Raw genomic sequence first — 15821 nt, forward strand, 5'->3', positions numbered from 1 at the left:
CAGGAAACCCACCATGATCAAGACCACCGTCGTCGGCAGTTACCCCACGCCCCTATGGTTGCGCGTCCACAGCACGCGCGAGGCCCTGCGCGATGCCATCATTGTCGTGCTTCAGACCCAGGAACAGGCCGGTATCGACGTGGTGGCCGATGGCGAGCTCAACCGTTGGGACATCAACCACGCCGAAACCAACGGCATGATCGATTTCTTCGTGCGTCCGCTGGACAACTTCCGGCGTGACCTGAGCTTTGCAGAACTGCAAGCCTGGCGTGCGAACGAGCAGATGAAGTTTCGATCCGCGCCTCCCGGCGTGGTCGTGGGAGCGCTCGGTGCGGGACAGCTCGATTTGCCGGGCAACTACGCGCTTTTCAAAGGCCTCACCACGAAGCCGAAGAAGTTCACCGTGACCAGCCCGTACATGCTTGCGAAGACGCTGGTCGATCAGCACTACCGCGATACGGAAGCGCTGATGATGGCCCTGGCGGACATCCTCCGTGATCAGGTTGCCTCCATCGATGCCGACGTGATCCAGGTGGACGAGGCGAACGTTACGGGGCACGCGGAGGATGGCCTCATGGCCGCCCGGGGTATCAATCGTGTACTGGAAGGGGTAAAGGGGGAGAAGGCGGTCCACCTCTGCTTCGGCAACTACGGCGGACAGACGATTCAAAAGGGCGCCTACAAGCGGCTGGTGGAATTGCTCAATGCCCTCGAGGCGGATCACGTGGTCCTGGAGATGGCGCGCCGTACCGAGGACGATCTGAAGGCCCTGGCCGATGTGCGCCCCAGCTTGGGCATGGGCATTGGCGTCATCGACATCAAGGACAACGAAGTGGAGACGCCCAGCGAAGTAGCCGCGCGCATCGAGGCCGCCGCAAAGGTCCTGGGGGTTGATCGAATTCACTATGTGCACCCCGATTGCGGCTTCTGGATGCTGCCGCGCCCCGTGGCCGATGCGAAGATGAGGGCGCTGGTGAAGGGGCGCGATTTGTTTCAAGGGTGAGGACTGCGGCCAGAAATAGCGCGGGCGTGCGCGGTCAGCAGGGCGAGTTGAGCTTTGCTCGTCTACCCCCTAACCCCCCGCAAGCGGGGGGGAAGGGAGGTGGTAAGCACCCAGGCCGGCAAGGATGCCTTTTTGACCTTCTGATTCCACCCCATTGCTCGTGTGACCGCGATCTATACCGTCATGTCTTACTCATATAGCCGTCCGTCCGGCGCTTCCGGGTTCTTCTGCGGCGGGGCTTCGGTGTGACTGGCTTCGAGCAGGGCGTACAGGCGCGCGAGCATTTCGGGATTCTGCTGTCTCAGATCCTGTGACTCGCCGGGATCCTCGCTCAGGTCGTAGAGCTCCGGCGCGCTGTCCGGGCCGCGCTGGATAATCTTCCAATCACCGCTCAGAAGGCCGGCGCGTTGTCCGGTGTCGTCCTCCCAGTAGAAGAAACGGGCGCGTGCGAGATCGGCCGACGGCTGGCCCTGGAAAAGACTCCGGATGGACTGGCCGTCAAGATTCCGCGGGGCCGAATCCTGCGCACCCGCAAGTTCGGCGCAGGTGGGGAGAAAGTCGGCGAAGTGCCAGGGCACGTGGTTTGCGTCGCCTGGATGGATGGTTCCGGGCCACCAGGCCAGCGCGGGCACGCGGATGCCGCCTTCGTACTGGTCGTACTTGTAGCCGCGCAGTGGACCGTTGGCGTCGAAGAAATCGGGATCGGGAATGCTGTAGTGATCCGGGCCATTGTCCGAAGTGAAGAGCACAAGGGTGTTCTCCGCGATACCCTTCGCCTTGAGGGCATCCAGGATCTGGCCCACGCCCCGATCCATATGGGAAATCATGCCGGCCATGGTGGCGCGGGGCGCGTCGGGCGTGTGGTAGCCCTCGCGCCAATTGAACTCGGGCGCCACTTCGGGAAACTGGCCGCGATAGGGCGCAATGGCCGATTCGGGGGCGGTCCATTCGTGGTGCGGGATCGTGATGGACACGAAGCAGAAAAAAGGCGCCGCGTGGTCCGCCTGAAGGTAATCCAGTGCTTTTTGCAGGATCAGGTCATGGGTATAGACCTTTCTCGCGCCGTTGCGGTTCTCGGGTATCAGGTGGCGCTTCTCGTTGTGCCACAGATAATCCGTGTATTGAAATTGAGCGTGGCGCTGGTGCAGCGTGCCGAAAAACTCATCGAATCCCTGTTTGTTCGGGGTGCCCGATGTGCCTGCTTCGCCGAGTCCCCACTTGCCGAAGAGGGCGGTGGTATAGCCGGCGGCCTTGAGCACTTCGGCCACGGTCACATCTTCGTCCCGCAGGGGAATGCCGCCGCCATTGGCCCGGACGGGCGTATGGCCGCCATGGTAGCCTGTCATCAGCACGCTGCGGGATGCGGCGCAAAGGGCGGCACCGGCGTAGGCCCGGGTAAAGCGCATGCCTTCCGCCGCCATTTGATCCAGCCGGGGCGTCTTGATTTTCTGTTGGCCATAGGGGCCGATATGACCGTAACCCAGATCGTCCGTGAGGATCAGGACGATATTGGGGCGTTCGAGGCCGTGGGCGGTCATGGCGAAAACGATCAGCAGGACCGACAGACAGCAATCTAAGCAGCGCATGGGGTTCTCCCGTGTAAAAGCCCTGAACACACAACCTTTCGACAGGATAGCGACCACGCGCAGGGAAGGCAAATCGTACTTCAATCCCAGAATCTAACCGTTTCCATTTGCCTTGCGGGGTATTCCGGGGTATACTTCTACTAAATTACAGCATCAACGACCACGGAGGGTACGTACATGGCTGGAATATCAGGTGTGGGACCGACGATGTCCGCACAGCAGATCGAACTGCAACGGACCGTGAAGACGGCGCAACTCCTCAAAGATGTGACTGAACTACAGGGCGATCTGGCCCTGAAGCTCCTCGATTCGGCCCAGGTGGGCGGAACGGGGCAGAATCTGAATATTCAAGTATGACGACATAACTCAATCGCGTTGGGTTTCGTTGGGAATGCCGCCCGGCGGTTGGGCGCATTAAAAAAGTACATACCGCCATGATTGAACGACACGTCTCGATATACTCGGGTCGTGTCGATTCGTTTTCGGACGAATCGGTGAGAAAAACGTTTGTGGGGTGCTATAGTAAACGTTCAGGGTTCCGGATGCCGGGCCGCAGCGTTTTCAGGGTTGGCTGAATACCATGAAGCTTGAGATCAACAGGGACGAACTGGAGTCCATCATCCACCTGGGGGACGTGACGGATCCCTGTCCTTACCTGCCCGGTAAGGAGGCGACGTTCCGCTTCGGGAATGGCCATCTGGCGAGCGGGCACTACGAGGAATTGCTGGCCTGGGGCTATCGGCGGAACGGGAACTATGTGTACCGTCCCGTATGTGGCGCCTGCCGGGAGTGCTGGGTGCTGCGCGTTCCCGTGGATACCTTCAGGATGACCAAGTCGCAGCGGCGCGTTTGGAATCGGGGTGCCGAGGCTTTCGTGGTCTCGGTGGGCTCCTGCCAATACAGCGTGGAAAAGGCCGAGGTATACCGCCGCTACCTGGCCCACCAGCACGGAACGGAAGAGTGCGCGGTCACCGAAGAGCGCTACAGCACGTTTCTGGTGGAAAGCTGTCTGCGCCACGAGACGATGGAACTGCAATACCGGGTCGATGGTCGCCTCGCGGGGGTCGGGATTGTTGACCGCCTGCGACATTCCCTTTCCACGGTCTACTTCTACTTTGATCCCGATTTTTCTCGCCTGAGTCCCGGGACCTGGTCCGCCCTGTTTGAAATTCGACTTGCGAAAACCTGGGGGCTGCCTTACTACTATCTGGGCTATTTCATACCCGGATGCGCGGCGATGAACTACAAAGCGCGCTTTCAGCCCTGTGAACTGAAGCAGCCCGACCGACCGGGTTGGATCCCCTTCAGTCCGGAGCGATTCCCAATTTGACACACAACTCTGTCCCAAAATGGGAACACCGCCGTCGCGGTTGCCCCATCGAATCGAAGATCTGCCGCGACCCCAAAATTATAAACCTCTGTTGCCAGCGCGTTTAGCGAGATACGAGGGAATGAGTCGAAGTTGGTATGCATATTGCGCTTTAGCTCCGTGACAACAGTCATCTCCGGTGAGGAGGTTGTAGCAGTACGCTCGGCCTGAAGGAGTGCGAACCTGGGTTCTGACTTTCCCAGGGTTCATCGGGCTGCGGTAAGAGTACGCGCTTGCGGGGGCCTTGCAAGCGCAGGGGTTTCCTACGTAGAATGCACCGCGGGGGCGCGGTGCTGTCTGGATGGCGGCGCGTCTTTCCCGGGTAATACCCGGCCCCACCTGATCGAGGAGTACCCAGTCATGAACGAAGCCACCCCGAACCCCAATGCGGGTGCCGGCCTTGAAGAGGGCCTGCCCACCAGGGACCCCTATCCCCGCATGATCCTGGTCTGCATGGGCATCTCCATGACCCTGATCGTCATCATTTTCGCGTGCCTGTTCTACGACTTCATGCACCGGAATGAGCAGAATGTTCGTCCGGTGACGCAACCCATCCAGCGCCCCGCCGAAGCCCCTCCGTCCTGAGCACAGCTTCCGGGTGGACGCGTCACGTACCGATGGCGCCCTGACCCCAGTGGTAGAGCACCCCGCCGTCGGGAAACTCCTGCTTTGCCTGCTCCAGGGCCTGCTCCAGGCGCGGCAGCACGACCTCGATGTCATCGCCATCGTCCGGCAGGGCCACGATGCTCGCGGTGAAGGTCAATGCAAAGCCCGCCACGGCATTGGCGATGGCGCCAAGCTGGGCCTGGATGCGCTGGGTGAGGATGATCGCGCCATCGAGGGGGGTCTCGGGCAGAAACAGTATGAACTGTCCACCGTGATAGCGGCCTGCGATATCCATCACCCGGATATTGGTGAGTATGACGCCGGAAAGACAGGTCAGAAGCAGGTCGCCCATGGCCACACCGCTTTCGCTGTTCACCTCGGTAAATGAATCGATATCGATCAGCACCAGACTCGCAACCCGGTTGTAGCGCATGACCCGGCGGAGTTCCTCGGAAAGCTCCTTCTCCAGCGCGGGGCGGTTGAGCAGGCGGGTGAGGGGATCGACCCGCACCATTTCCTCGTAGGAGCGCCTGCGCTCGATTACCGCCTGCACATGGGCCACCAGGATCACCGGATCGAAGGGCTTGATGAGACAGTCATCCACCCCGCTGCGAAGCGCCCGCACGTGGCTCTCGGTCTGGGTGCCGTCGATGAGAAACAGGAAGGGGATGTCCCGCGTAACGGGGTTCATCATGCATTTTTCCCGCAGCCGGGCACCATCCATATCGGTCACCGAATGCTCCGATACCACAATGTCGACGGGACCATCCTTCAGTCGCTTCAGGGCCTCCCAGCCATCCGGGGCGGTACGCACCCGAAAATTGGCCCGGCTCAGGTAGTCCCGCATCAGGTGGAGGGTGTTGGCATCGTCTTCGACGATGAGCACATGACGTTGACGCATATTCGACAGAATAGCCATAAATCCCGACTTTCCAGGTGGCGCGGCGCGCCCGTTGCTTTGTATCGGAGGGGAGCCTTTCAGGGTTCCCGAATTAAGCGCTAGTGGTGTTCGTTCGTCGCAAGCGCGGGCGGGTTGCCCTTGCTGGCGTAAAGCAGTATGGCCGTCCCCACGCTTCCGGCGATGATGCTGGCCGTAAGTATACCAAGCTTGGCGCCCGCAAGGAGATCGGCGGCGTGCGCCGAAGAATCCGCTGGCCCATGGCCACTGTCATGCCCGAGGGGAAAGGCCAGGCCGGCGATAAACAGGGACATGGTGAAGCCGATGCCGGCAAGCCAGGTTACCCCCCAGAGCTGAAGCCAGCGCACGCCCTGTGGAAGATCCGCCAGGCCGGACTTGACCGCCAGCCAGCACGCCCCCATGATGCCGAGTTGTTTCCCGGCGACCAGCCCGAATATCACGCCCAGAGAAACCGGCTGGAGATAGAGCTCGGCGATGCGGGAAAACTCAATCTGCACCCCGGAGTTGGAGAAGGCGAACACCGGCATAATGACGAACGCGGTGAAAGGGTGGAGCTTATGCTCGATCCGCTGCAGGGGGGCTTCGACGTGAACACATTCCGCTTCAATCGCCCGGACCACCCGCTGCTGGCGGGAGTTTACGAGCAGGGGATTCACATGGTCCTCGGCATCGTCAAAACGCTGGAGAAGTTGTGTAATCCGGCTGATGAACAACGGCGTCTCATAACGTGCGTCGGCCGGGATGGTGAAGGCGAACAGCACGCCCGCAATGGTGGCGTGAACGCCGGAGAGGAAGAAGGCCACCCAGATGACACCGGCAAGCAAAGCAAACACGAGGGCATTGCGAATACCCAGCCGCGCGAGAAGAGAGGACGTGAGAATGACGGCTATTCCCGTCAACAGGGGTGTCGTCGCGATGGTATCCGTGTAGAACAGGGCGATTACCGTCACCGAACCAAGATCATCGACGATCGCCAGGGCAATCAGGAAGACCGCCAGCCCCGTGGGCACCCGCCGGGAAAGGAGGCCCAGGACGCCCGCGGCGAAGGCGATGTCGGTCGCCATGGGGATGCCCCAGCCCGAAAGCCCGTCGCCTGTGGCGTTGATGGCGGAGTAGATGAGGGCGGGACAGACCATGCCACCGATGGCGGCAACGATGGGGAGCAGCGCCTTCCGGACCGAGGCCAACTCGCCGACCAGCATCTCGCGTTTGATTTCCAGCCCCACCAGGAAGAAGAAAATCGACATGAGTCCATCATTAATCAAGTGGTGGAGAGACTTCGCAATCACCTCGCCATGAAGGTATATGCCGAAATTCAGGTGCCACAGATCGGTGTACCATTCACTGAGGGGACGACCCCGCACGATGAGCGAGCTGTTCGCCAGACAAAGCGCCGCGATGGCCGCCACGAGCAGAAACACGGCGGACATGGCCCCGTGGTGAAGAATTTTCTGCAAGGTAGAAACTTGCTCCAGTGGCGGCGGTGTGGGGGAAGAAGCACGTTTCGACATGAATTGGAAACCTCACTGGAATTCAGGAACTGTGATTGTAGCCACCGGGCGGTGGCAAAGCTTCGGGCCGCCCGCGCAACCCGGGCGGGTTCCGCCGTGGCAGCTTACGTATTTTTCAGGAAAAGCACCACAAGTGTCAACTAAAGATCCCGTGAAATCCCGATTTTTCGGCCCGCGTGATCCACTTTGGACCGGGAATCTTGAATTGCACTTTTTGGAAAACATGGTATATACTTCCCGACTCACAGAGGGTTGACCTCAAATCGAGGAAGTCACAAGCCCGGAACCGGGCCGTTGGGGTGAATCGCGAATGGCGCCGGGGAGTGTCCATCCGGAAATCCGAATGCAGTACGGAGATTACCAATGAGTAGTGCCACGATTATACTCGATGGAAAAAGCAACGACTTCCCGGCCTTTGCGGGCACGGAAAACGAAGTCGCCATCGATTGCACCCATTTGCGAAAAGTGACCGGCGCAATCACCTATGACCCCGGTTATGGCAACACGGGATCCTGCAAGAGCGCGATCACTTATATCGACGGTGATAACGGAATTCTGCGCTATCGCGGTTATCCGATCGAGGACCTTGCGGGCACACTCCGCTTTTCCCAGGTGGCCTACCTGTTGATCCATGGCGAGCTTCCCAACGAGCAGCAGTTCAAAGTCTGGCGCGAGGAACTCACGCGGCACAGTCTGGTACACGAGAGTCTGCTGAAATTTTTCGACCACTTCCCCGTCACGGCGCACCCCATGAATATCCTGGCGTCGATGATTTCCTCCATGTCTTCCTTTTATCCCTACGACGCCGAAGACGAAGAGCATATTAATCTGAACGTCATGCGTCTTCTCGGGCAGGTCAAGACGCTGGCGGCGTTCTCCTACAAGAAGTCCGTGGGTCAGGCGGTCATTTATCCGCAGAACAATTTGAGCTATGCCGCGAATTTTCTTCGGATGATGTTTGGCCAGCCGACGGAAGAGTATGTAGTGTCTCCCGTGCTGGAACGTGCGCTGGACGCCCTGCTGATTCTTCACGCGGACCACGAGCAGAATTGCAGCACCTCCACGGTACGGATGGTGGGCAGCAGCCGCGCCAATTTGTACGCCTCCATATCTTCCGGCGTAAACGCCCTTTGGGGCCCCCTCCACGGCGGCGCCAACCAGGCCGTGCTGGAAATGCTCCAGATGATCCAGGCCGACGGCGGCGACTACAAGAAGTATGTGGAAAAGGCGAAGGATAAGGACGACAGCTTCCGCCTGATGGGCTTTGGCCACCGGGTCTACAAGAATTTCGATCCGCGCGCCAAGCTGCTTCGCGAAGCCTGCGACGACGTGTTGAAGGAGTTGGGAATCAACGATCCGCTCCTCGATATCGCCAAGAACCTCGAAGAGATCGCGCTCAACGACGAGTTCTTCATCGAGCGCAAGCTGTACCCCAACGTGGACTTCTATAGCGGCATCATCTACCGCGCCATGGGTATCCCCACGGAAATGTTCACGGTGCTGTTCTCGATCGGTCGCATGCCCGGCTGGATCGCGCACTGGCTCGAAATGCGCAACGACCCCGATTTCCGGATCCATCGCCCGCGCCAGATTTACGTGGGGCCGACCGAGCGACGCTACAAGAAGTAGAGTCGGTCTCTTCCGCTTGATCGGCCCCCTCAATAGCCGGGCAAGTCTGGTGAAGATTGTTTTGGCGCGAGAATCTTATGGGATTCTCGCGCAGTTTTTTTCTATCCTGGCCGGAGGCCAGCCGGTCTCAAACGAATTCTACATGCCGATCAGCGTATCTTTGGCGCATGCGGCTCGATAATTACGCGTTCTTGCTCACGGTCCAGCTTGCCTGTGTGGGACGAAGGCTCAGGTTGTGTCATGTTTCTCGGCCAGATAGACCACAACGCCCGCCAAGTGGGGCAAGTGTTCGTGCAGCACCTCACGAATCCGCCGAACTAGCCTGCCAGCCTCTTCCACCGACAGCGCGGGGTCAAGGGCAATGCCCACCTCGGCACGGAGCTTGTGTCCGAGCCACCGCGCTTTCACTTCTACAACAGAATCATGCTCGATTACGTGTTCCACGGCATGCTTGATGCCCTCGACCGTATCGGGTTCTATCCCATCCAGCGCGCGAATGGTTACAGCGCGCGCCGACTGCCAGACGATTCCGAAGATGGCTGCCGAGATGCCCAGCCCGATGAGGGGATCGGCGAGGGGGAAGCCCAGCCAGACCCCCACGGCGCCCGCGAGCACGGCCAGGCTTGTCCAGCCATCCACCCGGGCGTGGTATCCATCGGCGATAAGGGCCACACTGTTGATCTCGCGGCCTACGCGAATGCGGAACAGGGCCACAGCCTCATTGCCGATGAACCCGACAATGGATGCCACAACAACCCCGCCGAGGTACTGAATGGGCTGGGGATGGATGAACCTGAGCACGGATTCGTAAGCCGCTACGAGTGCGCTGAAAAGGATGATCAGGACGATTACGGCGCCCGCGATGTCTTCGACTTTGCCGAGGCCATAGGGAAACCGTGGACTCGGCTTTCGCCGGGCAAAGAGGAATGCAATCCAGAGGGGCACCGCCGTGACGGCATCGCCGAAATTGTGAATGGTATCCGCCAGAAGCGCCACGCTGCCCGACATCGCCACCACGAACACCTGTATCAACGCGGTGACCATGAGGCCAATGAAGGACCATTTGATGGCCCAGATGCCGCGCGACGTGGAAGCGATGGTGGCATCCACGACGCCATGAGAATGCCCGTGTCCGTGTCCGTGGTGATGGTGTCCATGATGATGGCGCCCTTGACCATCGTGGTGATGCTTGGCGGAACCGTGCATGCGTCCACCCGCGCCCTCCGATTGACTTTCCGTCCTTGGGCGGACGCTTCGAATCTTCATGGTGACGGATCTTCCTTCGTTCTACGTATCGGCTTAAGACACCCGACGGGCCGGCCGCCCCGAATAGCGGGGGGGGCGGCGGCCGACGTATTCTTTAGCGCAGGGGAACGCTCCCCTTAAGTCGGTCCCCCGCAGGGGTCTCGATTTCGATCCAGAGGCGCGCGTCCGCAGGGATCGGGCTTGGCATTTCCACGTGACCGTGATGATAGTCGTTTTCAATCTCCGTTTTCACGACAACAACCCCCGAGGCGTCTTCCGAACCCACCCATTCCCGGATGGCGGCAACCTCACCGCCGGAAACCTTGATATTGAAGTGACCATCCTCAAGCTTTTCTTCGAACATCGGCTGTACGGTGTAAGGGCCGATAGTCACGGAGGCCAACTCGGTCATTGGAATAGCGGTCGGCGTGGCTGTGGGAGCCGCAGTTTCCGGCTGGGGGGTATTGCCGGCTTCCGGCTCGGGAGATGCGCCGCACCCGGCCATAAGGACCATTGCCGCGATTACCATACTGGAATTCTTCATGGGACAGTCTCCTGGTTGGTATGAAGGCAACGACGGAACGTACAGGAAATGGGACTATTTGAGCGCTGTGCTCCCTTTCAGGCGGCCCCCCTCCGGCGTTTCGATTTCCACCCAGAGCCGGGCGTCCGCAGACAGGGGATCGGGCACTTCGATATGAGCGCAATGGTGGTCAACTTCAAATTCTGCTTTGGTGACAACGGTATCGGTGGCCCCTTCATCGCCGACCCACGCGCGCACGGTCGCGGGTTCGCCTCCCTTGACATAGAGGTTGAAGTGGCCCTTGGCCAGATCGCCTATGTGCAGAGAATCCACCGTAAAAGGGTCCAGCATGATCGGAGCGAGCGCCGTCTGCGCCCCGGTTTCGGCGAATTGGTTCTGGGATACCGGAGCGGCCTCCGGCGCCGGGGCGTCGGGGGCCTTGGCATCGGGCCCGGCCTGAGTGCAGCCGGCCACAGCGCCGAGGATTAGAAGACTCAAAAGGAAAGACGTGCAGCGTTTCATGGGTATTCTCCTTGTTCAGGACAGATCGTCCGCTTTGTCGGTTTCGTTCCTGGATTGAATCGGTTTCTTATGAAAGAGGAGGTAGTAGCCCGCGGGTACCACGACCAGATTGAGCAGGGTGGACGTGACCAGCCCCCCGAGGACGACGATGGCGAGGGGGGCAAGCAACTCGCTGCCGGGCTCGCCCTTGGCGAGGGCGATGGGAATCAGCCCCAGCACGGCGGTGAGGGCCGTCATCAGGATCGGGACGAGGCGCTCCAGGGAACCCTGAAGGATGGCGTCCTCAAAGGATTTCCCCTCGACCTCCATCAGGTGACTGTAGTGGTTGACCAGCAGGATGCCGTTGCGCACCGCAATGCCAAAGAGCGTCACGAAGCCCACCATACTGGCGATGGAAATCACCGGGGCCTTGTAGGCACCGATGCCGAAGAGCGCGGCGCTATTCAAGAATATGTTACCACTCTCCGACAGGAAAATGGCCACGATACCGCCAATGAGCGCAAGGGGCAGATTCAGCATGACCAGGGCCGCCGCTTTGGTGGAGTGAAAGGCACTGGAGAGCAAGACCAGAATAACCACGCTGACAAACGCGCCCATGAGGTAAATCGAGCGGCTTGCCGATTGCTGGGCCTCGAACTGGCCGCCATAGGTCACGGTGTAACCGAACTCCGTAACGATGGGCTCAACTTTGGCCTCCACCTGCTGCACCAGGTCGCCTATGTTGTAGCCCTCGGCCACGTTGAGCGAAACGACCGCTTTGCGCCGCCCGTTTTCTCGCTGGATGCCCAGGGCCATCAGCTCCGGCCGGATCTCGGCCACCTCGCTCAATTTCACGAGTCCACCGCCCTCGCCCAATAGGAGCAAGATTTGGCACCTGAACAAGGTTGACATATTGCGAGTCACCTCTGTAATATGAGGTGTATGACAGGCTCGGCAGCAACAACCAAATCGATGCTTCACACCCTTTTGACTGCGGTGGGTTTGATTTGCTGTTTATCCGGCCTGATTCTTCAAAGCAGCTGCGTACTCTGTGTTGGTGACAATGGTCATCTCGAGATCGAGGCTCTTGTTCGGGCGTGCTGTACCCAGCTGGCGGCACCGCGAATGCCAATTGGGGCATACACGACTCAAATAGACGCAGCAAACGATAACAACGATCAATGTGGCGGTTGCGTGGACTTTCCTCTAAGCTCCACGCTGGCATTAAAATCTCAGACATCAGTTCGCAACATACCGCCCCATTTCGCATCACAGACCTTGGTCGTGTTCGCCTTGCCAGCCAGCGGCATTGCATGCAATGCCGTTCAGCCCTCGCCTCCCCCGGCTGAACTATCTCACTCTCGCCTGGCACTGAGATCCCTTCGCGCCACCGTGATCCGTATCTGATTTAACCTCCCCGTCTCTCGTGGAACGTCCAGGAGAAGTGCATCTGGTCACTTCATCTGCCTGGCCGCGATGTTCGCAATGTGTTTTGAACTACGACGGAGAGTTGTATCATGTCAAAGTACTTCCATTCCTTTAGAAGCTCGTGCCTTGTTGCCGCACTTTTGTTGACATTGAGCGTCGTGGCGCTGGGGTGTGCGCATGCGCCGATTTCATATGCACGCAACACGTTTACACCACGCGTCAATAAAAACGGCCCGCCGTATACCAAATATCCCCATCTTGGCCGCAATCACTTTACTCGCACGCCCCCCAAATCTAATGGAGGGCGATAAAATGTCAAAGTTTCCATACTATATTTTGGCGTGCCTCACCTTTTGGGCTGTTCCTGCTTATGTATGTTATGCCGTCGAAGCTGTGTCACAACCAGAGTTGACTGCTTTCAATAACCCAACCGGCCCGTTGTCTCTAGCCGATGTCTTGGCCCTTGCGCTCGAACAGCATCCTGACTTGAAGGTGTACTCCTGGGATATCCGAGCCGCCGAAGCAAGGGAGATTCAGGCGGGGCTGCGCCCCAATCCAGAACTCTCGCTTGATATTGAAGATATCCGGATCGGTGGATCCAATAGCACAAGCGCTTCGTCTCGAACGCTGGGCTTTTCGGGCGTTGACGGCCTCTCTGCCGGTATCTCGCGTTCGGAGGAATCTCCGCAAGACTCCGTGTTTGGAGAAACGGAAATTACCCTCGCCCTCTCCCAACTGGTTGAACTGGGAGGCAAGCGCGCCAAGCGCGTAATAGCGGCGAGCCGCGAACGGGACGTTGTCGCCTGGGACTACGAAGTTGCCCGCGTGGATGTATTGACAAAGGCGGCCCAAGCGTTCTACGCCGTAGTTGCCGCCCAGGAACACGTAGACTTGTCGAAAACACTGGCCGATCTGGCAAACCAAGCCCATGCGACCATTCAGACGCTGGTGCAGGCCGGCAAAGTATCGGCAATCGAAGAATCCCGAAGCCAGGTGGAGCTCGGCCAGCTCAGCATCGAGCGTGATACCGCGATCCACGAACTGAATGCGGCGCGTATCGAACTTGCCGGGACGTGGGGGTCGAACGAGCCAAGATTTGACACGGCAATCGGGAGCTTTCCTGAGTCCTTCGCCCCAATGTCCGCTGAAGATCTAGAGGCATCGATTGACAGGTCTCCCTATATGTCCCGTTGGGTCGCCGAACTGGATCGGCGCGACGCGGTGATTGCATTGGAGCGGGCCAACGGTAAGCCGGATCTCACGGTGACTCTTGGTCTACGTAGCTCGGGATCCGGCGGTGCGGATTCAGGTACCAGGGATCTTTCTAGTGCAGACGGTCTATCGATAACTAGGGGAAGCACCGACTCCGATCGAGATGCACGCGTTGTGCTCGGTTTCTCCCTTCCCTTGCCTCTGTTTAACCGCAACCAGGGCTCCATCGCGGAGGCGGAATATCTGGCTCGCAAGGCGTCCGATGAGCGTCGCGCTACCCAAGCGGCCATATCTAACGCCTTGGCGGTGGCCTCGGAGCGCGCATCGGCGTTCCATGCCGCTTACCTTTCAATGAAAATAACCGTCGTGCCAACGGCGCAAGAGGCCTTCGATGCCGTCCAGGAAGGCTACCTGGCGGGTAAATTCGGATTGCTGGATGTACTCATCGCACAGCGCGCGCTATTTGACGCGCAGCGCCAAATGACCCAATCACAAGCTTCCTTTCAACAAACCATCGTGGAGATCGAGCGCTTCACCGGGATGACCTCGGAACCGGCACAGCCTGTTGAGTTAGTAGAGCCCATGGAGAAAAAACAATGAAAGTACTCAATATTGTCCTGGTTGCGCTGGTTGTTGTTGTCGGCGGCGGGTTTGCCTACTACTTTTCAACCATGGAGATGCCCGTCGCGGCCACCGAGGAAGGCGAGGCTGGCCATGCCGACGAAGCGGGCGAAAAAGAACACGAGCACACCGGCGAGGAAGAACATGCCGAAGAGGGCGAAAAGCACGACGACCATGGGGAAGAACCCCATGAAGAAGGCGGCACGGATGAGCATGGGGACGAAGATGGTGCCCAACACGCCAAAATCGACGAAGCTACTGCTGAAAAGCATGGCCTCAAGTTCGCCCCCGCTGTCGGCGGCGTCCTGCAAAACCGTTTGACCTTGCCGGGGGAAATTGCCCTGGACGAAAACAGAGTCGTTCACGTAGTACCCCGCTTGAGTGGCGTGGCAGAGCAAGTCGCTAAAAACCTGGGTGATATGGTCGCCAAGGGAGACCTGCTGGCAAAAATCAACAGCCGCGAACTTGCCGACTTAAAGAGCGACTACCTGGCTTCGCTGGAGCGTCGCTCGCTCGCCCAGTCGCGCTTCGCGCGGGAAAAGGAACTTTTCGAGAAGAAAATCTCCCCCGCCGAGGACTTCCTCTCTGCTAAACAGGCGTTGGCTGAAGAGGACATCATGATCCGAACGAGCGACCAGAAACTGCAGGCGCTGGGACTTTCAACGGAAGCGATTGCCTCGGTGCGTGACCGCAGCGACCGCAGCTTGACGGATTATTCTCTCATTTCCCCGCTTGATGGAACGGTGATCGAGAAGCATCTCACAACCGGCGAATTTGTGGAAGCCCAGGCGGACGCTTTTGTGATCGCCGATCTCAGCCAGGTTTGGGTCTCCGTAGTGGTCTACGCCGCAGACCTAAAAAATATCCGTGACGGACAACAGGTGATCGTGCGCTCCGAGGATCTCGGTATTGAGGCCACCGGAGAAGTCGCCTACATAGGGGCCCTCGTTGGAGAACAAACCCGAACAACCAAGGCAACCGTCGAACTGCCCAATCCCGAAGGACTGTGGCGGCCCGGCCTCTTTGTGTCGGTGGGAATAACCCAGGATGAATTTTCCGTCCCGATTGCCGTGGCTCTGGATGCCGTTCAATCCTTGAAGGATGAATCCGTAGTTTTCGTTCGCGAAGGCGATACGATCGAGTCACGCCCCGTTAAGTTGGGCCGCAGCGACGGGAAACAGGCCGAAATTCTCGAGGGTCTGAATCCCGGTGAAATGTATGTAACAGAGAACAGCTTTCTCGTCAAGGCCGACATCGAAAAAGCTGGCGCGGCGCACGAGCACTAACGGAGACGATGAACATGAAAACAATCACTGCCGTTGTTCGCACCCACGTGCTGGACCGAGTACTACACGCCTTGGAGCGTTGTGAACATTTCCCCGGAGTCACCGTCAGCACTTGTCATGGTGAAAGCCGTGGCAGGGGCGCGGGCGGGACTTATAGCCCGGAACCGGGCCTGTCCATGCGCGAAATGGCACGACTTGAGATTTACTGCACCGACGACCATTGCGCGCACCTGGCCGAGGTTATCAGGACGGCGGCGCACACGGGTATTCCGGGGGATGGTGTGATCGGGATTGCGGATCTCGTCGACATTGTTCGCATTCGCAGCGGCGAGCGCAACGACGCCGCCGTATAGCGCCTCCCCCTCGTCTCCTCTGAAAACGA

Annotated in this window: 15 protein-coding genes; 8 read left to right on the plus strand and 7 right to left on the minus strand. The window is 59.1% G+C overall.

Features of this window, described 5'->3' with window-relative positions; genetic code table 11:
• Positions 1–13: 13 nt before the first annotated feature.
• Complete coding sequence (locus JNK74_19715; protein MBL7648413.1) at positions 14–1003, plus strand: cobalamin-independent methionine synthase II family protein; 990 nt, start codon at positions 14–16, stop codon at positions 1001–1003.
• A 188-nt stretch (positions 1004–1191) separates the two neighbouring features.
• On the opposite strand, the gene JNK74_19720 is transcribed toward JNK74_19715, so the two are convergent.
• On the minus strand, positions 1192–2589 hold the full coding sequence (locus JNK74_19720; protein ID MBL7648414.1) for a sulfatase-like hydrolase/transferase: 1398 nt from the start codon (positions 2587–2589) through the stop codon (positions 1192–1194).
• Positions 2590–2766: 177 nt separating this feature from the next.
• Here JNK74_19720 and JNK74_19725 point away from each other — a divergent pair, with 177 nt between their 5' ends.
• The 3 genes from JNK74_19725 to JNK74_19735 all read left to right on the plus strand — a co-directional run bounded on the left by JNK74_19725 (position 2767) and on the right by JNK74_19735 (position 4543).
• A complete protein-coding gene (locus JNK74_19725; protein ID MBL7648415.1) occupies positions 2767–2946 on the plus strand; it encodes a hypothetical protein in 180 nt (59 codons plus the stop codon).
• Between the two features lie 223 nt (positions 2947–3169).
• Positions 3170–3919 carry an arginyltransferase gene (locus JNK74_19730; protein ID MBL7648416.1) on the plus strand — a complete coding sequence of 250 codons (750 nt, stop codon included), beginning with the start codon at positions 3170–3172 and terminating at the stop codon, positions 3917–3919.
• Positions 3920–4318: 399 nt separating this feature from the next.
• On the plus strand, positions 4319–4543 hold the full coding sequence (locus JNK74_19735) for a hypothetical protein (GenBank protein ID MBL7648417.1): 225 nt from the start codon (positions 4319–4321) through the stop codon (positions 4541–4543).
• A 22-nt stretch (positions 4544–4565) separates the two neighbouring features.
• Here the strand turns inward: JNK74_19735 and JNK74_19740 are convergent, their stop codons facing one another.
• Together JNK74_19740 and nhaA are read right to left on the minus strand one after the other, a co-directional pair.
• Positions 4566–5483 (minus strand): diguanylate cyclase, encoded by a 918-nt coding sequence (locus tag JNK74_19740; GenBank protein MBL7648418.1) that lies wholly within the window; start codon positions 5481–5483, stop codon positions 4566–4568.
• 80 nt (positions 5484–5563) lie between these two features.
• A complete protein-coding gene (gene nhaA, locus JNK74_19745) occupies positions 5564–6994 on the minus strand; it encodes a Na+/H+ antiporter NhaA (GenBank protein MBL7648419.1) in 1431 nt (476 codons plus the stop codon).
• 363 nt (positions 6995–7357) lie between these two features.
• Here nhaA and JNK74_19750 point away from each other — a divergent pair, with 363 nt between their 5' ends.
• Positions 7358–8623 (plus strand): citrate synthase, encoded by a 1266-nt coding sequence (locus JNK74_19750; GenBank protein ID MBL7648420.1) that lies wholly within the window; start codon positions 7358–7360, stop codon positions 8621–8623.
• Between the two features lie 228 nt (positions 8624–8851).
• Here JNK74_19750 and JNK74_19755 read toward each other — a convergent pair whose 3' ends face one another.
• The 4 genes from JNK74_19755 to JNK74_19770 all read right to left on the minus strand — a co-directional run bounded on the left by JNK74_19755 (position 8852) and on the right by JNK74_19770 (position 11777).
• Entirely contained in the window at positions 8852–9829 is a 978-nt protein-coding gene (locus JNK74_19755) for a cation transporter (GenBank protein ID MBL7648421.1), read from the minus strand.
• Positions 9830–9983: 154 nt separating this feature from the next.
• On the minus strand, positions 9984–10412 hold the full coding sequence (locus JNK74_19760; GenBank protein ID MBL7648422.1) for a hypothetical protein: 429 nt from the start codon (positions 10410–10412) through the stop codon (positions 9984–9986).
• A 54-nt stretch (positions 10413–10466) separates the two neighbouring features.
• Complete coding sequence (locus tag JNK74_19765; protein ID MBL7648423.1) at positions 10467–10913, minus strand: hypothetical protein; 447 nt, start codon at positions 10911–10913, stop codon at positions 10467–10469.
• Positions 10914–10928: 15 nt separating this feature from the next.
• Complete coding sequence (locus tag JNK74_19770) at positions 10929–11777, minus strand: efflux RND transporter permease subunit (GenBank protein ID MBL7648424.1); 849 nt, start codon at positions 11775–11777, stop codon at positions 10929–10931.
• A gap of 855 nt (positions 11778–12632) precedes the next feature.
• On the opposite strand from JNK74_19770, the gene JNK74_19775 reads away from it, so the two are divergent.
• From JNK74_19775 to JNK74_19785, 3 genes are read left to right on the plus strand one after another with little or no spacing between them, the layout of a single operon-like run.
• A complete protein-coding gene (locus tag JNK74_19775) occupies positions 12633–14132 on the plus strand; it encodes a TolC family protein (GenBank protein ID MBL7648425.1) in 1500 nt (499 codons plus the stop codon).
• On the plus strand, positions 14129–15439 hold the full coding sequence (locus JNK74_19780) for an efflux RND transporter periplasmic adaptor subunit (protein ID MBL7648426.1): 1311 nt from the start codon (positions 14129–14131) through the stop codon (positions 15437–15439). Before JNK74_19775 ends, JNK74_19780 begins: the two co-directional genes overlap by 4 nt.
• 14 nt (positions 15440–15453) lie before the next feature.
• On the plus strand, positions 15454–15792 hold the full coding sequence (locus JNK74_19785) for a P-II family nitrogen regulator (protein ID MBL7648427.1): 339 nt from the start codon (positions 15454–15456) through the stop codon (positions 15790–15792).
• The last annotated feature ends 29 nt before the right edge of the window (positions 15793–15821 follow it).

It is taken from the genome of Candidatus Hydrogenedentota bacterium, assembly GCA_016791475.1.
Taxonomy (GTDB): Bacteria; Hydrogenedentota; Hydrogenedentia; order Hydrogenedentales; family JAEUWI01; genus JAEUWI01.